The organism is Cellulomonas sp. P4_A2 (assembly GCF_056402515.1).
The window spans coordinates 221,714-242,579 of sequence record NZ_JBFUHG010000002.1 but is presented as its reverse complement, the minus strand read 5'-3'; the positions used below and the strand labels follow the sequence as shown (position 1 = coordinate 242,579).

General features: G+C 68.0%; 18 protein-coding genes. 5 read left to right on the top strand and 13 right to left on the bottom strand.

Annotated features, from left to right (window positions below):
- Window positions 1–71: 71 nt before the first annotated feature.
- The 3 genes from AC1DUE_RS03855 (at window position 72) to AC1DUE_RS03845 (ending at window position 4,870) form a co-directional block, all read left to right on the top strand.
- The gene (locus AC1DUE_RS03855) at window positions 72–2,339 is read left to right on the top strand and encodes an extracellular solute-binding protein (protein WP_477038070.1); all 2,268 of its coding nucleotides are present in this window, start codon (window positions 72–74) and stop codon (window positions 2,337–2,339) included.
- Entirely contained in the window at window positions 2,336–3,154 is an 819-nt protein-coding gene (locus AC1DUE_RS03850; RefSeq protein WP_477038069.1) for a carbohydrate ABC transporter permease, read from the top strand. Before AC1DUE_RS03855 ends, AC1DUE_RS03850 begins: the two co-directional genes overlap by 4 nt.
- A 219-nt stretch (window positions 3,155–3,373) precedes the next feature.
- Window positions 3,374–4,870, top strand: coding sequence for an amylo-alpha-1,6-glucosidase (locus tag AC1DUE_RS03845; protein WP_477038068.1), 1,497 nt, complete (start codon window positions 3,374–3,376; stop codon window positions 4,868–4,870).
- A 127-nt stretch (window positions 4,871–4,997) separates the two neighbouring features.
- Here AC1DUE_RS03845 and AC1DUE_RS03840 read toward each other — a convergent pair whose 3' ends face one another.
- The gene (locus AC1DUE_RS03840) at window positions 4,998–5,774 is read right to left on the bottom strand and encodes a FadR/GntR family transcriptional regulator (protein WP_477038067.1); all 777 of its coding nucleotides are present in this window, start codon (window positions 5,772–5,774) and stop codon (window positions 4,998–5,000) included.
- A gap of 127 nt (window positions 5,775–5,901) precedes the next feature.
- On the opposite strand from AC1DUE_RS03840, the gene AC1DUE_RS03835 reads away from it, so the two are divergent.
- Window positions 5,902–7,047, top strand: coding sequence for a mandelate racemase/muconate lactonizing enzyme family protein (locus tag AC1DUE_RS03835; protein ID WP_477038066.1), 1,146 nt, complete (start codon window positions 5,902–5,904; stop codon window positions 7,045–7,047).
- Entirely contained in the window at window positions 7,044–7,691 is a 648-nt protein-coding gene (locus AC1DUE_RS03830) for a bifunctional 4-hydroxy-2-oxoglutarate aldolase/2-dehydro-3-deoxy-phosphogluconate aldolase (RefSeq protein ID WP_477038065.1), read from the top strand. Before AC1DUE_RS03835 ends, AC1DUE_RS03830 begins: the two co-directional genes overlap by 4 nt.
- Before the next feature lie 181 nt (window positions 7,692–7,872).
- Here the strand turns inward: AC1DUE_RS03830 and AC1DUE_RS03825 are convergent, their stop codons facing one another.
- The 12 genes from AC1DUE_RS03825 to AC1DUE_RS03770 form a co-directional block, all read right to left on the bottom strand.
- Complete coding sequence (locus tag AC1DUE_RS03825; protein WP_477038064.1) at window positions 7,873–8,856, bottom strand: aldo/keto reductase; 984 nt, start codon at window positions 8,854–8,856, stop codon at window positions 7,873–7,875.
- Window positions 8,856–9,698 carry an amidohydrolase family protein gene (locus AC1DUE_RS03820; protein ID WP_477038063.1) on the bottom strand — a complete coding sequence of 281 codons (843 nt, stop codon included), beginning with the start codon at window positions 9,696–9,698 and terminating at the stop codon, window positions 8,856–8,858. The genes AC1DUE_RS03825 and AC1DUE_RS03820 overlap by 1 nt, the downstream gene beginning before the upstream one ends.
- Window positions 9,695–10,027, bottom strand: coding sequence for an L-rhamnose mutarotase (locus tag AC1DUE_RS03815; protein WP_477038062.1), 333 nt, complete (start codon window positions 10,025–10,027; stop codon window positions 9,695–9,697). Before AC1DUE_RS03815 ends, AC1DUE_RS03820 begins: the two co-directional genes overlap by 4 nt.
- The gene (locus AC1DUE_RS03810) at window positions 10,024–10,866 is read right to left on the bottom strand and encodes a carbohydrate ABC transporter permease (protein WP_477038061.1); all 843 of its coding nucleotides are present in this window, start codon (window positions 10,864–10,866) and stop codon (window positions 10,024–10,026) included. Before AC1DUE_RS03810 ends, AC1DUE_RS03815 begins: the two co-directional genes overlap by 4 nt.
- Window positions 10,867–10,957: 91 nt before the next feature.
- Window positions 10,958–11,899, bottom strand: a complete 942-nt coding sequence (locus AC1DUE_RS03805; protein ID WP_477038060.1) for a carbohydrate ABC transporter permease — start codon at window positions 11,897–11,899, stop codon at window positions 10,958–10,960.
- Between the two features lies 1 nt (window position 11,900).
- Window positions 11,901–13,283: an ABC transporter substrate-binding protein gene (locus AC1DUE_RS03800; protein ID WP_477038059.1), complete on the bottom strand. Its 1,383-nt coding sequence runs from the start codon at window positions 13,281–13,283 to the stop codon at window positions 11,901–11,903.
- A gap of 639 nt (window positions 13,284–13,922) precedes the next feature.
- Window positions 13,923–14,828 (bottom strand): amidohydrolase family protein, encoded by a 906-nt coding sequence (locus tag AC1DUE_RS03795; RefSeq protein WP_477038058.1) that lies wholly within the window; start codon window positions 14,826–14,828, stop codon window positions 13,923–13,925.
- On the bottom strand, window positions 14,825–15,988 hold the full coding sequence (locus AC1DUE_RS03790) for a mandelate racemase/muconate lactonizing enzyme family protein (protein WP_477038057.1): 1,164 nt from the start codon (window positions 15,986–15,988) through the stop codon (window positions 14,825–14,827). The genes AC1DUE_RS03795 and AC1DUE_RS03790 overlap by 4 nt, the downstream gene beginning before the upstream one ends.
- Window positions 15,989–16,252: 264 nt before the next feature.
- Entirely contained in the window at window positions 16,253–17,191 is a 939-nt protein-coding gene (locus AC1DUE_RS03785; RefSeq protein WP_477038056.1) for an aldo/keto reductase, read from the bottom strand.
- Window positions 17,192–17,233: 42 nt separating this feature from the next.
- Entirely contained in the window at window positions 17,234–19,117 is a 1,884-nt protein-coding gene (locus AC1DUE_RS03780; protein WP_477038055.1) for a beta-galactosidase, read from the bottom strand.
- Between the two features lies 1 nt (window position 19,118).
- Entirely contained in the window at window positions 19,119–19,931 is an 813-nt protein-coding gene (locus AC1DUE_RS03775) for a carbohydrate ABC transporter permease (RefSeq protein ID WP_477038099.1), read from the bottom strand.
- Between the two features lie 110 nt (window positions 19,932–20,041).
- A complete protein-coding gene (locus tag AC1DUE_RS03770) occupies window positions 20,042–20,863 on the bottom strand; it encodes a carbohydrate ABC transporter permease (protein ID WP_477038054.1) in 822 nt (273 codons plus the stop codon).
- Window positions 20,864–20,866 lie beyond the last annotated feature (3 nt).

The window sequence follows — 20,866 nt, the reverse complement described above, 5'->3', positions numbered from 1 at the left end:
TACCGATCGAAGACATCGCCCCCGCAGTCGCCGGCGAGATCGCCGGTAACAGGACTTGGAGAGGAACACCCGTGTTGAAGACCACAACGACGAAGCGTCTCGCTTTCGTGGCTGCCACCGCGACGATGGTCGCCGCGCTCGCGGCGTGCAGCAGCGGCGGCGGCGGCGGCTCGACCGACACCTCGAGCAGTGGCAATGCGCTCACTGACATCAAGGTGTGGGACCCGTACCCGCAGAACGACGACAGCTCGGACTGGGCGAAGTACCTCCAGACGTGCGCTCCCGAGGGCACGACGATCACCCGGACGACCGCCGCCACGGCCGACCTGCTGAACAACCTGACGTCCGCGGTCAAGGAGGGCAACGCTCCCGATGTCGTCATCCTGGACAACCCGGCCGTGCCCGACGCCGCGTCGTCAGGTCTGCTGGCCACCGCTGAGGAGGTCGGCATCGACACCTCCGGGTTCGACGCCAACCTCGCCGGCCCCGGCACGGTCGACGGCGTGTCCTACGGCGTCCCGATCGGCGCCAACACCCTCGGCCTCTACTACAACAAGGAGATCCTCGCCGACGCGGGCGTCGACCCGGCGAGCATCACCGACTGGGCGACCCTGAACGACGCACTGGCGAAGGTCACGGCGAAGGGCCACTCCGGCATCACCTTCTCGGGCATCACTGGCGAGGAGGGCGTGTTCCAGTTCCTGCCCTGGTTCTGGGGTGCCGGTGCCGACCTGAACGACCTGGGCTCGGACAAGGCGATCGCGGCGGGGCAGCTCGTGTCCGACTGGATCGGCAAGGGCTACGCGCCCAAGTCGGCCCTCACTGACAACCAGTCCGCGTCCTGGGACCTGTTCCTCACCGGCCAGTACGCGTTCGCAGAGAACGGCTCGTGGTTCGCCAAGGCCGCTTCCGAGCTGACGGACTTCACGGCCGTGGCCATGCCCCTGCCGGGTCAGGACGGCGGCGCTGCGCCCGCGCCGACCGGCGGCGAGTTCGTCCTCGCGCCGCTGCAGAAGGACGACGCGTCGGCGCACTACGCCAACGCGTCGAAGGTCATCGACTGCCTCGTCGGCAAGGACAACCAGGTCAAGACCGCCGACGCCCTCGGCTACTTCGCCGCGAACAAGTCGCTGCGTGACGGCCAGATCGCGGCCGACCCGATCTGGGCGCCGTGGACGGAGTCGATCGAGAGCGCCCAGGGTCGCACGACGGACCTCGGCGCCGACTACACGGCGGCCTCGGCCGCCCTGTCGACCGCACTGACCGGTGCGATCAACGCCGCCGGCGACGCCGGACAGGTCAAGGACGGGTCGCCGCGGCATACCGTACCGAAACCGACATGCGCACACGATCGAGTGGTGAAGACGTTGGACACGCACGCATCACCCCGGGTAGCGGATCCGACCCTCGGGGACCGGCTCTCCGAGCTCGGAGCACCGCGGACGGCCAGGCGCCGACTGCGTCCGACCTCCTGGGCGGGCCTCGCGTTCGCCGCCCCGCTGCTCGTGTACCTGGTGGTCTTCTACGCGTACCCGCTCTACGAGAACGTCTCGATGAGCCTGCACCGGTTCACCCGGGCAACGTACGTGACCGGCAAGGCGCCGTTCGTCGGGCTCGACATCTACCGCGAGGTCGTCGCGTCGCCGCAGTTCTGGCCGACGGTCCGGCACACCGTGATCTTCGTCGTGGTGTCGCTGTTCTTCCAGTACACGATCGGCCTGGCCCTGGCGGTGTTCTTCCGGCGGTCGTTCCCGCTCTCTGGCGTGCTGCGAGCCCTCTTCCTGGTGCCCTGGCTGCTTCCGCTCATCGTCTCCGGCACCACGTGGCAGTGGATGATGGACGCCGACTCGGGCATCCTCAACCGCTTCCTGGGCCTGTTCGGCGTCGACCCCGTCTGGTGGCTCAACGCCCAGCACGCGTTGATGTCGGTCACGATCGCGAACATCTGGCTCGGGATCCCGTTCAACCTGGTGATCCTGTACTCCGGGCTGCAGAACATCTCCACCGACCTGTACGAGGCGGCGTCGCTCGACGGCGCCGGGCAATGGCGGCAGTTCTGGTCCATCACGTTCCCGCTGCTGCGCCCCGTCACCGCGATCACCCTTCTGCTGGGCTTCGTCTACACGCTCAAGGTCGTCGACATCATCTGGATCATGACGTTCGGCACCGGCTCGTCGCAGACCCTCGCCACCTGGGCGTACGCCATGGCCTTCGGCAAGGGGTCGTCCGCGGTCATCCAGTACTCGCAGGCGTCCGTCGTCGGCACGATCCTGCTGGTCGTCGCCCTGTTCATGGGGTTCGTGTACCTGGCCACCCAGCGTCGGCAGGAGGAGCGATGAACACCGTGCGCCGCGCCTGGTGGAAGACCGCCATCGGCACGTTCCTCGTCGTGCTCATGCTGTTCCCGGTGTACTGGATGGTGAACGTCTCGCTCACGCCGCGCGCCGACATCCGCAAGGCCTACCTGTACCCGAAGAACCCGACGTTCGAGCACTACGCCGTCGTCCTGCACGACCAGCTGCCGTACCTCGCGACGAGCCTCGTCGTCGGGCTCGGCACGGTCGCCCTGACCCTCGCCATCGCGGCACCCAGCGCCTTCGCGTTGTCCCGCTTGTTCGTCCCGGGCCGGCGCACGCTGAACTTCCTGCTGATCGTCGCGCAGATGATCCCGGCGGTCGTCATGGCGCTCGGCTTCTACACCATCTACTCGCGGCTCAACGTCCTGGACACCGTGCCGGGCCTGATCCTCGCCGACTCCACGGTCGCGGTGCCGTTCGCCGTCATGCTTCTCACCGCGTTCATGGTGGGCATCCCACGCGAGCTGATGCAGGCCGCGCAGATCGACGGCGCCTCGCACTGGCGATCGTTCATCTCGGTGGTCATGCCCGTCTCGCGCAACGCGGCCGTCACCGTCGCGCTGTTCAGCTTCCTGTGGGCGTGGTCGGACTTCCTGTTCGCCTCGACGCTCAACAGGGGCGGCGGGAAGCTCCGCCCGATCACGATGGGCATCTACGACTACATCGGCGCCCAGAACCAGGAATGGGGTCCGATGATGGCCACCGCCGTCGTGGCCTCGATACCGACCGCCCTCCTGCTCATCGTCGCCCAGCGCTATGTCGCCGCCGGTGTCACCGCCGGCGCCGTGAAGGACTGATCCCACATGACGCACACGCCCTCGTTCGTGCTGCCTGCATTCGACGTTCGAGACATCCCGTTCTCGGTACGCGGGTCGTGGCTGAACCTGTCTCCCGTGGTTGCACTGCACACCCGGTCCGACCGGATTCACCTGGTATCGCACCGCAACGGAATGCACGCGGTCCTGCGCTGCGAACCGGTCACGACCGCGCCGGTCGAGTGGGCAGCGGACCCGGCCATGTTGACGTGGCGGGTGGGAGGGAACACCGTCCGTGCCGTCTTCGTCGGACCGAGGACGCTACGACTGCGTGGCGAGGGTCTGGCCCTGAGGCTGGTCGACGCGGCCGGCGGACTGACCCCGTTCACCGGCACGTACCTCTTCACCGACCCGATCGACAGAAGTGCGGTCTTCACGTCCTACGAGACCGGTCGCCGCTATCGAGTGACGTCCCTCTCCGGCGACCTCGAGGTTCATGGGGGAGAGGCGCTCGGACTGGCGGAACGGAGCGTCGTGCTCGGACGCGACGATGCTGTGTGGGAGGCCACGGTCGAGGAGATCGATGCGGCGGCTGACGTCGTGCCGCCCGGCGGGTCGTTCTTCGACGCAGTCGCTGCCGTGACCGCGTCGTTCGGCGAGTACGTCGACCGGATCGCTTCGTGGCGGACCGCGGACACCCCGGCGGCCTCGCTCGCGGCGTACGTGCTGTGGTCTGCGACGGTGGCGCCCGAGGGCTTGGCGACCCGTGAGTCGGTGCTGATGTCCATGCACTGGATGGACAAGCTGTGGAGCTGGGACCACTGCTTCAACGCGTTGGCGCTGGCCCACGGGGAGACCGACGCGGCCCTCGACCAGTTCCTGGCACCGTTCGACCACCAGGACGCCACGGGCGCACTGCCCGACTCGATCACGCACTCCGAGGTGCTCTACAACTACGTCAAGCCCCCCATCCACGGGTGGGCGCTGCGTGAGCTTCGCAGCCGTACCGACCGTCCGCTGACGAGGGCCGAGCTCGTCGAGATCCACGGCCGGCTGGCGAGGTGGACCGGGTTCTGGCTCGACCACCGCCGCGCGCCAGGCCACCCGCTGCCGTACTACCAGCACGGCAACGACAGCGGCTGGGACAACGCGACGACGTTCGACGTCGACCGGGTCATCGAATCGCCCGATCTTGCGGGCTTCCTCGTGCTGCAGCTCGACGTGCTCGCAGACCTGTCCGACGAGCTGGGCCTACCGGAGGACCGATGGCGTGCGGCGAGCGCATCGCTCATGGGGGCGCTGCTGCGCGACCTGTGGAACGGCAAGGAGTTCGTCGCGGTCGGTGCCCTGTCGGGACGGCCGAGCACCGCAACCAGCCTGCTCAACCTCCTGCCGCTCGTCCTGGGCCAGCGATTGCCCGCGGACGTCAGGGACGCGCTCGCCGCACGCGTCGAAGGCCATCTGACCGACTTCGGCCCGGCGACCGAACCGGTTGACTCCCCGCACTACGAGGACGACGGGTACTGGCGCGGCCCGATCTGGGCGCCGTCGACCGCCCTCGTCGAGAGTGGGCTGCGCGCCTCCGGTCACGTGCAGCTCGCGGACCAGGTGAGCAGCCGCTTTCGCGCGCTGTGCGAAGCCTCGGGCTTCGCCGAGAACTTCGATGCTCGGACCGGCGCCGGGCTCAGAGATCGCGCCTACACCTGGACAGCCGCCGTCTATCTGACCCTCGCTGCGGACGCCGTCGCCCGCGGCTGAGGGTGCGACCCTGCACTCCGCGGGGATGATCCTGAGCCTCGCACGTGCTCGCGTGTGGCACCGGTCGGCATAGCGGCGAGACTCGTCGACGGGCTAGGCGTCGGCCAAGAGAAGCCTGACGCGGCGCCTACGAGCGGCGCGGCTTGGTGCCGGAGTGGTCGGGCAGGCGTCGACGCTGCCACGCGTCGATGATGTGGGAGTACATCGCGTGCTCGGCCGCCTCGGTGGTGCGGGCCTCGATCGTCGCGAACACGGCCTCGTGCTCCCGCAGCGTCTGCTCGTGGAACGACGGCGGTGTCATCCCGTGGTACCGCGCACTGTCGCGCGCGCGCTCGAACAGTGACCTGGCGATGCTCTCGGCGAGTCGGTTGCCGGAGATCTCCATGACGATGTCGTGGAAGCGCACGTCGGACGCACTGAATGCGGTGGGATCGTCGAGGGACTCGCGCATCGACTTGAGGGCCTGCCGCAAGGTCTCGAGCTCCTCCAACGAGCGGACGCGAGCGGTGTCGGCGGCCATGGCTGCCTCCAGGCGTGCCCGGACGATGCTGAGCTCGTCGAGGACGCCGAGCGTCTCGTCGTGCGCGATGAGCGCTGTCAGGACGACGCGGTCCATCATGTTCCACGACCGTGTCGGCTGCACCGTGGTCCCGCGACCTTGACCGACCGACACGAGCCCCTTCTCCTCGAGGCGCTTGACCGACTCCCGCAGGACCGTCCGGCTGACCCCGAACTGCTTGGCGAGCGGGACCTCCGGGGGGAGCGTCTCGCCCGGCGCGACCTGTCCCGTGACGATCACGTTGACCAGCGCCTCGACGACCGCCACGCCCAGGCGCTGAGCAGGCATCCGGTCCTGGATGGACGGGATACGTGGGCCGCCGACGGCCGATTCAGGAACGGTCATGGCGGGAGTATATGCGGTTGTATTCACTGAGCAGACGTGTGATGTATGCTCTTTTCGTGGCGGCACTGCGGCCGACCGCGCGCGGAAGAGGACGTGTGAGCGAATGAGAATCACCGGTTACCGGACCGTGACGACACTCCAGGACTGGGGGCGCCCCGTCGGAGACGTCAACGGCTTCATCCGGGACGGCATCACCGAGGTGCCTGTGGTCGTCCTCGAGACGGACGAGGGCCTCGAGGGGATCGGCGTCGGGTCGCACGCGGACATCGAGCGTGTCTTTCCCGCGATCGAGGGCGAGGACCCGCGCGCGGTCGTCGCGCTGTACGACCGGATGCTGGCCCGGGTGTTCAAGAGCGGACACGTGGGTGCGACGTTCGGCGGCATCGGTGCACTGGACATGGCCCTCTGGGACCTGAAGGCGAAGATCGCCGACGAGCCCCTGTGGCGCACCCTGGGCGCGCGCGACCGGTTCGTGCCGGCCTATGCCTCGGCGCTGGAGATCGCGATCCCCGACGACGAGCTCGACGACCTGTACGGCGAGTGGGTCGCCCGCGGTTTCACGAGCGTCAAGGTGAAGGGCGGCCTGAACCTGGACAGCGACCTCGTCAGGTTGGCGCGCGTGCGCGACATCTTCTCGGCCAACACGCCCCGACCGGGCATCATGTTGGACGCCAACGAGTCCTGGAACCGCAAGCAGGCGATCCGGTACATCCACGCCGTCGAGCAGCAGATCGACCTGTCCTGGGTCGAGGAGCCGTTGCGTCGGTGGGACGCCGACGGCATGGCGATGGTCAGTCGCGCTGTTCGCGCGGGGGTCGCGACCGGAGAGAACCTGACCGGTCTGGAGCAGTTCAAGCCGCTCCTGGACGCCGGCGCCGTCGACATCGTGCAGGTCGGCAGCATGTGGGGGATCACGCACTTCCTGCGTGTCGCGGCGGTGGCGCACAGCCGCGACCTGCCAATCAGCCCGGTCGGATCGACGGCGAACCCCGTCTTCCATGCTGCTGCGGCCGTCCCGAACCACCTCTCGGCCGAGCTGCAGGACCTCGGTGCCCCGCTCGGCATGGCGGTCGACTACGAGGTCGCCGACGGTGGCATCGTGCTCGGGGACAAGCCGGGCCATGGCACGACGATCGACGAGACACGCATCGCTCGGGCGGTGCCGCTGGACGGGTGGGCCCAGAAGGATGGGCCGCACGTCCGCCCCGATCGCGCCGGCCTGCGACTCGTGCCCGAGTCGCGATCGGACGACGCTCGCCAGAGCGGCCGATGAGCCTCGTCGACTCGCTCACGGCCCACCGGCTCGTCCCGGTCGTCATCGCGGACGACGAACGGTGTGCGGCCCCTCTGGCCGAGGCGCTCGTGGCGGGTGGCCTACCGGTCGCCGAGGTGACACTGCGCACGTCGGCCGCGCTCGACGTCATACGGACCATGTCGCGACACGGCGGCCTCCTCGTCGGTGCCGGCACCGTGCTGGACGCCGATCAGGTCGACGCGGCGGCCGATGCCGGCGCCTCCTTCGTGGTGTCGCCCGGGCTCGACGGATCGGTCGTCGAGAGGGCACGGGAGCGCGGACTCCTGCCGGTGCCCGGAGTCGCGACGGCGACGGAGGTGCAGGCGGCACTGAAGCTCGGGCTCGGCCTGGTCAAGTTCTTCCCCGCCGAGACCTCGGGCGGGGCCGCCGCGATCGCTGCGCTCAGCGCGCCGTTCGCCGGCCTGCGCTTCCTGCCCACCGGAGGGATCGGGCCGCGGAACGCCGCGGAGTACCTCGCCCTCGGCGCGGTCGCCGCCGTGGGGGGCTCGTGGATGGTGCCGCGCGACGTGGTCGCTCGTGGTGACGTCGGCGCCCTCACGGCGCTTGTCGCGGGAGCGGTGGACCTTGTCGGAGCGGCGATGGTCGCGCACGGGAGTCGTTGAGGTAGACGTGCTGCAGGACCGCATCCGCCCGGGTGGATCGGGCGGGTTCGACGTCGTCGCGCTCGGTGAGGTCATGCTGCGGCTGGACCCCGGCGACCGTCGGATCCGCACGAGCCGGGAGCCGCCGCGGCAGAGGGTGGCGGTGAGTACGACGTCGCCCGGGGAGCCGGGTGGTCGGACGTCAGGACACCGACGCCAGAAGACCCTGGCTCTGCAGGTCGGCCCACAGCGCCGCGGGGACGTCCTCGGAGTACCGGTCCAGGTTCGCGTCGACCTGCCCGACGGTACGCATCCCCAGAACGACCCCCGCGACTGCAGGGTGCTGCAGAGGGAACGCGATCGCAGCGGCCGGGAGGGTCGTGCCGTGGTCCTCGCAGACCCGGGCCAGTGCCTGCGCCCGCTCGATCAGCTCACGCGGTGCGCGCTGGTACTCGTAGCGGGCGTCATCCGCGGGCCATGGGCTGCTGAGGAGGCCGGAGTTGAACACGCCCGCCACGACGACCGCGACGCCGTGCGCGCGGGCGGGCTCCAGCGCGGTCGCGAGTCCGCCCTGCTCGAGCAGGGTGTAGCGGCCGGCCACCATCGCGACGTCGGCCAGGCCGCTCGTGAAGAGCCCCGGCACCTTGTCCGGCGCATTCGTGCCGACACCGATGGCTCGCACGACGCCGTCCGCACGGAGCTCGGCGAGCGCCTCCAGCGCCTCCCGGCCGGCCGACGGGCTCACGAGGTCCGGGTCGTGGGCATACGCGATGTCGATCCGGTCGAGCCCCAGACGATCCAGCGACTCCTCGACAGAGGTGCGCACGCCCTCGACGGTGAAGTCCCACTCGCGCCTCAGGGAGCCCGGCACCACGAAGCCGTCGTCGTCGAGCTCCGTCGGCCGTGGGTTCGGACGGATGAGACGACCGACCTTGGTGGACACGACGAACTCGTCCCGGGGGAGTCCCTGCAGCACCGTTCCCAAGCGGCGCTCGGACAGGCCCAGGCCGTAGTGCGGCGCGGTGTCGAAGTACCGCACCCCCCGCTCCCAGGCACGCTCGACCGCCCGGGAGGCGTCGTCGTCGGTCATCGGCCGGTGCAGGTTGCCCAGCGTCGACGCGCCGAACCCGATCTCGGAGATGTGCAGACCGGTGCCGCCGAGCGGGCGGGCGGGAAGGGCCGTCATCACAGCCCGTAGACGCGGGTCGCGTTGACACCGTCGATCGCGTCGCGCTCGGTCTGCGACAGGTCGTCGGTGAGCTCGAGGTAGGCCGTGAGCCAACGGCCGTACCCGCCGGCGAGCTCGACGACCGGCCAGTCGGAGCCGAAGAGCAGCCGTTCCGACCCGAACGTCGCGAACGCATGCTCGAACACAGGGCGCAACCGCGGAGTCGACCAGCCGTGCCAGTCGTCCTCGGTGACTATCCCCGAGACCTTCATGGCCACGTTCGGGCAGCCCGCGAGCTCGGCGAGGTCCCGGGCCCACGTGACCAGCTCGGTACTGCGCATCGGGACCTTGCCCCCGTGGTCGAGGACAAAGCTCGTCCCGGGGAGGCGGCGGGCGACGTCGGCCGCCAGGGGGAGCTGGTGGTGGGCGATCAGCACGTCGAACACCACGCCGGCGTCGCCGAGATCCGACAGCCCCCGCCGCACGTCGTCCCGGGCGAGCCAGCGCGGGTCCTCTTCGACAAAGGTGACGTGCCGAACGCCGACCAGCCGGTCGCCGCCTGGCAACCCGCGAAGCGTCCGGATCTGCTCCGGTACGTCGGCCGTGAGATCGAGCCAACCCACCACGCCGCGGATCTCCGGCGTGGCATGAGCCACCGCGAGCAGGTCGACCGTCTCCGAGAACTCGTTGACGGCCTGCACGACCACGCAGCCGTCGACACCGTGGAGGGCGAGCTCCGCGACGGCCGCGCCTGGTGGGAAGTCACGATCGATCGCCGACATCGGCTGTGCGTCGAGCCAGGGTTGCGGGTGCTTGGCCCGTTCCCACATGTGCAGGTGGGAATCGAGGAGGTGCCTCACGGAAGGTGCCAGAGCTCCTCGAGCCGGCGCCACCCGTCCGTCGGCGCGGCGGAGCGTCCGAACGGTGTCTGGCAGGGGCCGGTGAGCGCGAGCCACTCCCGCGTGACGGGATCGGCGTCCACGACGGCCAGATCGGCCTCGTGGTCGTCGCCGGTGTACTCGTAGTACCCGAACAGCGTGTCCTCGATCAGGAAGATCGAGTAGTTCGTCACGTGGTGCGCCGAGAGCAGGGCCTCGACGCCCGGCCAGACGTCCGCGTGCAGACGCAGGTACTCCTCGCGCTTGTCGGGGACCAGGTCGACGACGAAGGCGAATCGTTGCGTGCTCACTCCTTGGTCCCTCCCGCTGTGAGCCCGGCGACGAGGAAGCGCTGGGAGAACAGGAAGATGAGCAGGACGGGGAGGACGGACAGGACTGTCGCGACGGCGAGGGTGGGCAGCTGGATGGCGGTGACGCCGGCGGACGTGGGGTTGAACGACGGGACGTTCGAGAGCAGGTCGGTCAGGCCGACCTGGATGGGGGAGCGGGGGCCGGGGACGGTGAGGAAGGGCAGGAAGAAGTTGTTCCAGTTCGCCACGAAGCTGAAGAAGCCGACCAGCGCGATCACGGGTGTGGCCAGGGGCATCGCGACGCGCAGGAAGACCGCGAGCTCGCCGCAGCCGTCGATGCGGGCGGCGTCGAGCAGGTCGCGCGGGACGCTCGTCGAGAAGTAGATGTAGGTCAGGTAGACGCCGAACGGGAAGAAGGAGAACGGCAGGATCGCTGCGAGCGGTTTGCCGATCAGCCCGACGGCGGACAGCTCGAGGAAGATCGGCAGGACGAGTGCGGTGTTCGGGATGAGCATCACCACCAAGGTCGTGGTGAGCAGCAGCTGTCGTCCGCGGAAGCTGCTCAGGGCGAGCGCGTATCCGGCCGGGATCGTGGTGACCAGGGTGATGACCAGGGCCGCCAGGGAGTAGTAGGCCGAGTTCCCGAGCCAGCGGAAGACGATGCCGTTCTGGAACGTGACCAGGGCGTGCCAGTTGGCCGCGAGGTCGGAGAACGTCCCGGCCGTGAACGGACCGGTGGTGATCAGGTCGTGGGGTGACTTGCTGGAGGCCAGGAGCAGCCAGACGATCGGGATGACGAAGAACAGGACGAAGAAGACCGCGATGAGGATCTTCACCACGTCGGCCAGCCAGGCACCGGGAGTCTTGTCGAGTCTGGCCTGTCGACGCCGTCCCTCTCGGGTGGCTGGCGTGCGAGCGTCGCGGGCGACGTCAGTCGCGCTCAAAGAGTCCTCCTCGGATGACGAAGAACACGCTCAGGGAGAGGGAGACCACGAGCAGCATCACCGCGATCGCGGCCGAGCCGTTCAGGTCCTGCTGCTTGAACGCGTACAGGTAGGCGAGCTGGTTGAGCGAGTAGTCGTTGGGCACCACGCCGTGGCTGGCCTGCGAGAGCACCTTGGGCTCGACGAACAGCTGGGTGCCGGCGGCGAGCGAGATGATCGCCATGTAGGAGATCCACTTGCGCAGCATCGGCAGCTGGATGTGCAGGGCGGTCCGCACCACACCGGCGCCGTCGATGCGGGCGGCCTCGAGGACTTCGGTCGGGATGCTGTTCAGGGCGCCGTACATCACGACGATCCAGCCGCCGGCTCCCGTCCAGAACGCCATCACGGCGAAGATGACCGGCAGGTTCCCCGGCGAGATGGTCTCCACGAAGCTGTTGAAGCCGAAGGCGTGCAGGACCCCCGAGACGGGGCTCACGGTCGGGTCCAGGACGAACAACCAGAGCACCACCGCCGAGGCGCCTGCCAGAGCGCCGGGGATGTAGTAGATGAACCGCACGCCCGAGCTGAGCCAGCGGGTGCCGATCTGGTGCACGAGCAGGGCGAGGATCGTCACGAAGATCAGCAGGCTGAACAGCCAGATCACGACGAATGCCGCGACGTGCTGGACCGCGGGCCAGAAGCGGAAGTCGTCGATCACCCGCTGGAAGTTGTCGACACCCGAGAACGTTCCCTCGGCGCTGGTGAACGACATCCGCAGGGCGTAGATGGTCGGGAACACGCCGAACGCGAGGGCGAGGAGCACGTACCCAGAGACGAAGGCGTAGGAGATGCGGTTCCAGCGGCCGGTCAGCGAGCGGGGGCGACCTGCCCGCCGGTCCCGGGTTGCGGGACCGGCGGGCGAGGTGGTGCGTTGTGCGATCGACACGTCAGCTGACCTTGTAGCCGTTCGCCTGGGCCTCGTTCTTCAGCGCCTTCTCCCAGGTGGGGAGCAGGTCGACCAGGCTGTCACCGCCGGCGAGCTTCGGCGTGACCGCCTTGGCCCAGACCGACTCCTGGCTGAACTTGGGGTAGCCCCAGCCGTCCCAGATCGCGCCGGCCGCTCCCGTGACGTTCTGCGCGAAGTCGTCGCCGAAGAACCCGGACTCGGCCTGCTTGGCGAGCCACTTGTCGGCCGCAGCCTGGTACGCCGGCAGCCCTGAGGCGAGGTCCACCTGGTAGCGGTCGTCACTCGTGACGAAGGTCAGGAACTTCTTGGCGGCCTCCAGGTTGGCCGAGTGCTGCGAGATGAACCACGTCCCGCCACCGACGTTGCCGGCAGCCGCGTCTTCGCCGTCCCACGCCAGAGGCGGGCCTGCGGCGATGGTCCCCGGCTGGGCGTTCAGGGAGTCCGGGTTGCTGAACAGCGCGCCCGAGAACCACACCGGCCCGGGAAGCATCAAGACCTTGCCGGTGTACTTCTGCACGAAGTCCGGGCTGAAGACACTCTCCTGAGCGAGTGAGCCGGCGTCATTCAGGCTGTCGATCACCTTCGCCATGGCGACCGTCTTCGGGTCGGATGCGTCGGCGCTGAACTGGTCGACGCCGGTCACGGTGTTCATCGGCGCCTTGCCACCCCAGAAGTACACCTCGGGGGTCCAGGAGTCGCCGATATCGCCCACGATGTAGCCCGGGTGCTCTTCGGCGACCTTCTTGCCCAGCGCCTCGTACTCCTCCCACGTCGTCGGAGGCGTGTACCCGAACTGGTCCATGAGCGACTTGTCGTACCAGGTCACGGTCGGTGCGAGGTCGTTGCGCAGGCCGTACACGGTGCCGTCGACCGTCAGCGGTGCAAGAGCACCCTTGGTGAAGCCGTCCAGGAACGACTGGTCGAACAGGCCCTTGTCGACCGGTGCCGCGAACGGGTCCGTGCCCTGGCTGGCCCACGCGGCGTCATTGTTCTGCGTCGAGAAGACGACATCGGGCCACCCGCTGCCGGCCTGGTTGAACGCCTCGATCTTGGTCTGGAACGACCCGGAGCCGTCCGCGCCTCCGTCGTAGGTCTCGACGTTGAGCTTGACGTCGGGATAGGCCTTCTTGAACGCGTCGACGGCCGGTTGGCGAGACGCATCCACCCAGACGGTGATCGGTGCGGACGGGTCCTGCTTGACCGCATCGAAGCCGTAGGCGCTCGACGCGCCGTCATCCGTCGACCCGCCTTCGCCCGAGGAGCCCGAGCAGGCGGTGACGGTCAGGAGCGAGGCTGCGACCGCGGCCGCGAGCAAGAGGTGACGTGGCCGCCTCAGCACGGCACGCGAGGGCTGTCTGGTCATGTGTCCTAGTTCCTTCTTCCTCGGAGAAACAGGCGCCTCAACGGTGAGCCGGGCGACCAATGGAGTAGATCATACATGTGACGTTTATTCAATCTCCGGTGCAGCCCGCCACCGGATCGTGACCAACGACAGTCATCTGCCGGCTCCACGACAGGCACGGCACTCCAGGTCGACGGCGGCGTGCGCAACCTGCGAGCGCGCCCGCTCCAAACCTTCTGGCCTGCACCTGCACCGCCCCAGGGGCTAGGACAGTGCGCGGGTGAGCCACCCGCCGTGCAGCTTGGTCGTCGTGCTCGACCTTGCCGTCAGCCGACCACCCGTCGGGAGCAGGCGTCGGTGACGAAGGCCGCGTAGGCCCAGCGTGCGGACGTAGGTGACGTCGGCGACCCGTCGCGGTCGGGCGCGGCAGCGGGAAAGTCCCGCTCGACCAGGTCCGGTCGAGTCAGCCGCTCGACCGTGCAGCGCGCTACCAGATGGCCCGCCCGGATCATCTCGGCGTGAACCTTCCTGGCCTACGCTCCGAGCCGGGTGGTCGGATCACGCCGCAGATCGGCCGCCCTCCGTATCGCTCGCTCCCGAAGCTCATCCGGGCACTTCCTCGGCGCTCCCACGACTCGCGTGGGCGCGGCGGCGTTCGGTTCAGACGCCATAGAAGCGCGACGCCGTGCGCCAGGACAGCTGTTCGCGCTCCGCGGGGCTGGCGGCCAGCTCGTCCAGGACGATGGACAGCCATCGGCCCGGGGCCAGCCGTCGGGGCGACATCGCCGAGATCGGCCAGTCGCTGCCCACCATCGCCCGGTCCGTGCCGAACGCATCGAGCGCGACCTCGAGCCAGGGGCGTGCTGCGGATACCAGGTCCTGGTCGTCACGCAGCTCGGGGGGCATCCCTGACAGCTTGACGCTCACCTGGGGCAGGGCGGCGAGCGCGCGGAGGTCTCGCTCCCAGGTTCCGTCATCACCGGTTGCGACCGGCGGCTTGGCGAGGTGATCGAGCACGACGGGCAGCTCCGGAACCTTCGCAAGGAGCGCGGTCAGGGCAGCAAGCTGGTGATGTCGGATGCACGCATCGAACGGCAGTCCCGCCCGCGCGAGCGCGCGCAAGCCCTCGAGCAGGCCGGGATCCTCGAAGAACGACAGCGGCTCATCCTGGAGCAACCGGCGGATGCCGACTGTGCGGCCGGCTTCGCGCAGCGCTGCCAGATCAGTGACGACCCGGCTGCCCTGCTCTAGCGGCGCGTGGGCGACGACGCCCAGCAACTCCGGCCAGCCGAGAGACTCGGCCCAGGCCACCTCGTCCGCCTTGCCCGCTGCGCCCGCCTCGACGAATATGACGCCGGTTGCGGCCGGCGCCGCCGCCTGGAATTCGGCCGGAAGGTAGGGGCGATCGAGCTCACCGTCCAGCCAGGAGTACTCGAGAGCGGTCGGATCCCAGATGTGCACATGGCTGTCGATGAGGCGTGCGCCGTCGTTCTGGTCTGCGGCTCCGGCGGGCACGCGCACAGCACTGGTCGGCGTGTCGACGGCCGTACGCTCGCCCCGGTTCATCGGTCGACCGCACCCGCGGGCGCATCGGCGACGAGACGGAGACCGGTGCGGTGTGACCGCACATGCGGACCCTGTGGCGTTGGCCAGCTCCCCGGCCGTTGGATGGCGACGATCGCATCCTCGTCGATCGCGACGCCGTTGCCGGGAAGGTCGCCGAGCACGACCCCGCCGTCGAAGAACTGCTGGTCGATCGAGATGCCGAACGGAGACCCGAGGTCTTGCACCTCGGATGAGAGGTGATTCGGAACGGCGGCCGCTGCGTGCGCGACGGCAGGGTTCGCCGTCAGGCCGACCGGGCTGATGGGGAGGTCGCGGGAGTGCGCGGCATAGGCCACTCGCAGGAAGTGCGTCACACCCCACACGCATCCGACCTGCACGATGTCGACCGCGCCGCGATCGAAGAGCGGGGCGAACTGTTCGAGACCGGTGAGGTTCTCGCCCGTGGCGACTGCGGCGTGGACCGCGGTGCTGAGGCGCGCGTGACCAGCGGCGTCCCATCGCCGCAGCGGCTCCTCGATCCAGGTCAGGTCGCGATGCTCCTCGATGGCGGTGACATATCGCACGGCCTGCTTGAAGTTCCACGATTCGTTCACGTCGAGCATGACCGCCGGAGCGACCGCGTTGCCGCTCAGAGCCTCGGCAACGATCCCCAGGCGTCGGATGTCGGTCCCCAGATCACGACCGCCCTTGAGCTTTCCGCTGGAGAACCCTCGTTCGTTCATCGTGCCGTACCAGGTCGCGAGCTGGTCGTCGTCGAGGGCGATGTCGAGACCGGAGGCATAGCCGCTCACGAAGCGGTCGCGTGCGCCGAGCAGCCGCCACAACGGTTCGCCGGCGAGCTTGGCCTTCAGGTCCCAGAGCGCCATGTCGAGCGTGCCGATCCCCCCGAACGTCGCACCCGAGTGCCCGGCCTTGAACACCCGGGCGAGCATGCGGTCGTAGAGGGCGGTCACGGCTCGAGGGTCTTCGCCTTCGATAGCAGGGAAGAGTCGGTCGATGTCCTGGTGCGACCCCATGCCGACGCCTTCGATGCCCTCGTCCGTCTCGAGGACGACGATCGCCACCTCGCTGATGCCCGGATCGATGAACCCGTTCACGTCTCCGACGGGCCTGCCCCAGTCGTGGAACGTCCGCAGGCAGCGGTAGCCGGTGATCTTCATATGTCGCCCCTCGTAGATCGTCGTGGTGTGCGGGGAGCAGGGAACCGCGGCGTCCTGCCACTACCGGAATGCCAGAGGATGCTGTCGGCGGCGACCCTTGGCCGCGTCGTCGCCGGCCGTTCCGTAGGCTCTTCGTGATGCTTGCTCGTGGACGCGACGAGGGGCATCAGGACACCTGCGTCAAGTGGTCGGGTTTTTCGTAGGGTCGCGGTCAAGGAGTCCTCCTCCCAAGACGAAGAGTGCGGTAGCCCGCGGCAGGGAGCATCACGAAGCGCCGCCACGGTCAGGGGGATCCAGCCACGTCGAAGCGGCCGGGACAAGATGTTCCAACTCTTCCCACACAGCGTCAGGGATGTGCGCGCCGGCCGACGCGATGAGACTCAAAATTCTGCTCTGACTCGTGATTCCCACGACTGTTGCGTCGATCCGATCGTCGCGTAGTGAGAACTGGAGTGCCGCCGTGGCCAAGTCGATCCCGGACCTCGTGCAGACCGCGTCCATCGCGGCGATCGTCTCGAGAAGTTCGCGGCCGGCGGTCTTGTACGAGTACGTCGTCGATTCTCGGGGGCGCGCAAGGATTCCGCCGCCATAGACCGCCGCATTCAGAACTCCTACCCCTGATTCCGCGGCGCGAGTAAACAGCTCATCGGCGCTGCGATCGACGAGAGTGAACCGGTTGTGGCTCAGGATCACGTCGAACACACCCAGATCGAGATACTGGTGCAACAGCCTCGTGTCGCCGGTCGCTACGCCGATGGCATCGGCACGCCCTTCGTCACGGATCTGAACCAGTGCGTCGACGGCCCCCCCGGGGGAAGCCATGTACCCGAAGTCGAATGCGTCGGGATCATGCAGAAACAGCAAGGGGACTTTGTGAACCCCTAGCCGTTCCGTACTTTCTCGGAACGACTCGCGCACTCGGGCACCGGAGAAGTCTCCCCCTGCGGCGTCGACCTTCGTTATGACCGAGAAGTCGTCAGGAACTCCCCCGGCCAACGAGATCGCCTTTCCGATTCGACGCTCGCTGGTCCCGTCTCCGTAGTTGTTCGACGTATCGATAGCGCGTATGGGGCTCCGCAGGAGGGCGCGGACGAAATCCACGGCCGCGGATTCGCTGACGTCATAGCCGTAGAGATGGGGCATCGAGCCCAGAGGCGACGCGCCAGCGATGATGGTCGACGTGACGAGCGGGGTCTGACCCATCCGCCTGTGCCAACCCCTAGACATCCGACGCTGCCGCGTTCATCAGCGCACCTCTACGTGCACGGCCTGCGAGTGATGATCGATCGAGAAGCGGTATCGGCCGCGTTGCACGCGCTCCACCGTGCCGGCCGGATCTGTCGCTACGCCTGCGGACGCGAGGACGTCGTCGAGCAACGCGCCGGCGAGCGCCCCGTCGGGCAGGGTCGCGACATACCAGGAGTTCGCCCGCCGCGTGATGGCGGCACCGCCCGCGAGGTCGCCAGAACCGAACATCGAAAGCACGTCCGCATCCGAGACCCGCACGTGTTCGCTCCACAACGCTCCCGTGCCCGCGAGCTCACCCTCGAGCGTGATCGTCGGCGGTGTGCCACGACCGTCCAGTCGGGGGTCCGGTGGCGCGAGCGGCGCGAACTCCTCGACGCGAAGGCCAAGGGTCGCCTGCAGCGATCCGAGGTAGCCGCCAGAGGTGATGTGCATCCTCTCGTCGACGATGCCGGTCTGGAAGGTCACGACGAGATGGCCACCGCCTTCCGCGTAGGCAGCGAGGTTGTCGAGCGCTGCCGGAGTCGCGCAGAAAAGGCTCGGCACAATGACCGTGTCGTACCCCGACAGGTCGGCATCGGCACGCACGAAGTCGGTGGCCACGTTGCGCTCGAAGAGCAGCGCGTACCACGCGAACACGAGCTCGACGTAGCTCAGCCTCGTCGGCACCGCCTGTTGCTCGAGACTCCGCCAGCTGTCCCACTCGAAGACGATCGCAACCCGCGCATCGACTCGGCTGCCCTCGAGGTCCGCGAGGGCGGCGAGGTCGGCACCGAGCTCGGTGATCTCGCGCCACACCCTCGTGTCGGTGCCCGCGTGCGGCAGCATGCCCGAGTGGAACTTCTCAGCGCCGGCCACCGACTGTCGCCATTGGAAGAACAAGATGCCGTCGGCACCGCGCGCGACCGCTTGCTTCGACCACGCCGCCATCTGACCCGGCGCCTTCGGCGCATTCCTCGCCCGCCAGTTCACGGCGCTCGGCGCTTGCTCCATGAGGATCCACGGCTGGCCGTGGCGCAGCGACCGCATGAGGTCGCGGGTCATCGCCGCGTATGCGGGGCTGACCGGATCGGCGGGGTCGGGGTAGGAGTCGTCGGAGACGACATCCACTTCCTGGGCCCAAGCCCAGTAGTCGGCACCCTTGAAGAAGCCCATGAAGTTGGTCGTGACGGGGATGGATGGCGTCGCGTCCCGCAGGATCGCCGCTTCGGCCCGATACAGCTCAAGCAGCTGATCGGCGCTGAATCGGTCGAAGTCCAGCAACTGCCCGGGGTTGCCGAACGACGGCATCGCTCTCGGCGGCTGCACCTCGGCGAACTCCGAATAGCGCTGCGACCAGAACGCGGTGCCCCACGCCGCGTTGAGTGCGTCGACCGTGCCATGGCGATCCTCGAGCCATGCCCGGAACGCCTCGGCGCTCGTCTCGCAGTAGCAGTGGCTCACGTGGCAGCCGTACTCGTTGTTGATGTGCCACATCGCGAGCGCGGGATGGTCGGCGTAGCGCTGAGCGATCTTCGACGCGAGCCGCGCCGCGAGCCGGCGGTACACGGGCGAACTCGGGCAGTACTGCTGGCGGCTACCTGCCGACAGCCGCACGCCATCCTTGGTCACCGGCAGTACTTCGCCATAGCGATGCGTGAGCCACGGCGGCGGTGAGGCGGTCGCCGTGGCGAGGTCGACGCGGACGCCTGCCGCGTGCAGCCCATCCATGACGCGGTCCAGCCACCCGAACTCGAACTCCCCCTCGCGCGGCTCGAGCATCGCCCACGAAAAGATGCCCAGGCTCACCATGGTGACGCCCGCCTCCTGCATGAGTCGCGCGTCCTCGGCCCAGACCTCTTCCGGCCACTGCTCGGGGTTGTAGTCCCCGCCATACCAGATCACGTCAGCCCTTCACGCCGCCGGTCGCGAGACCGGTCTGCCAGAAACGTTGCAGGTACAAGAACACGATGATCAGCGGGATGATCGACAGGAACGCGCCGGCGATCACGGTCGAGAACAGCGCTTGTGCGCCACCGCCAGCCGCCGAGGTCGCCTGCTGCTGCGCGAGTCCGACCGTCAGGGGCAATAGCTTTCCGCTGTTGAGCATGATGAGCGGCAAGAAGTAGTTGTTCCAGGTCGCCACGAATGTGAACAGCATCACGGTGACCATGCCAGGCGCGAGCAGGCGGAGGGAGACCGTCCAGAAGATCCGGTATTCGCCCGCGCCATCCACTCGTGCAGCCTGCATGAGCGAGTCGGGTACGGCGTCGGCCGCGTACACGCGCATGAGGAAAACGCCGAACGGACTCACGAGCGAGGGCAGGATGACGGCCCACGGAGTGTTGGTGAGGTGCGCGGACGAAAACAGCAGATAGGTGGGGATCGCCAGTGCGGTGAGCGGGATCATGATCGCGCCCAAAGTGATGGCGAACAGCAACTTGTCGCCCGGGAACCTGTACTTTGCGAACGCATAGCCCGCCATGGTCGCGAGCGCGGTCGCGCCGACCGCGGCCACGGTCGAGTAGATGGCCGTGTTCAGCGCCCAACGCGCGTAGATGCCGTCCTGGTACGCGAACACGTCCCTGAGGTTCGCGAACAGGTTGAAGTCATGGCCGAACCACAGCCCGAAGCTGGTGAACAGGTCGCTGTTGTCTTTTGTCGCGGACATGAAGAGCCAGATGAGCGGCACCACGAAGTAGAGCACACTGATCCACATCACCAGGGTGAGCAGATTGCTGCGGCGCTTTCCGCGATTGCCCGCCTTGCGGCGCTTGTCGCTCTTGGACGACTTGCCAGGTGGCGCTGCCACGGGAGTCAACTGGGCGGTCACGACCGGAGCTCCCTCTTCTGCATGCTCAGTTGCACGACGTACGAGACGATCATGATGACGAAGCCGAGCAGGAATGCGATCGCCGCAGCGTAATTGATGTCCTGGTTCACGAACGCGACGTTGAAGGCGTAGAAGTTGGGCGTGAACCCCTGCGTGATCGCGGTCGGAGCGATCTCCACCAGCAGTTTCGGTTCGTTGAAGATCTGGAAGCTTCCGATGACCGAGAAGATGACGGTCAGGAAGATGGCGGGCCGAATCATCGGGATCTTCACGCTCCGGGCCAGTCGCCATTGGCTCGCGCCGTCGATCTCGGCGGCCTCGTACAGCTCGGAGGGAATCGACTTGAGCGCCGCATACAGGATGATCATGTTGTAGCCGACGAACGCCCACGTCACGATGTTCATGATCGAGAACAAGACGAGCTGATCCGAGAGAAAGTCCGTGGGTGGCAACCCGAGTGCGCGCGTGACCTGGCCAGTGAGTCCGAAGTCCTGCCCGTAGATGTAGCCCCACATCAGCACGGCGACGACTCCGGGCACCGCGAAGGGCAAGAAGATGAGCAGCCGCACCGCCTTGCTGCCGCGCGCTCGACCGGAGTCGAGCGCGAGCGCGAAGAACAGCGCGAGCCCGAGCATGATGGGCACCTGTATCAGGAGAATGAGTGCGGTGCGCCCGAGTCCGTACAGGAAAGCGGGATCCTGGAACGCGCGCACATAGTTTCCGAAACCGACGAATTTCACGCCGCCGACGAGCTTGTGCGCGAAAAAGCTCAGGTAGCCCGAGTAGGCGAGCGGTGCGATGAACATCGTCGCGAACACGGC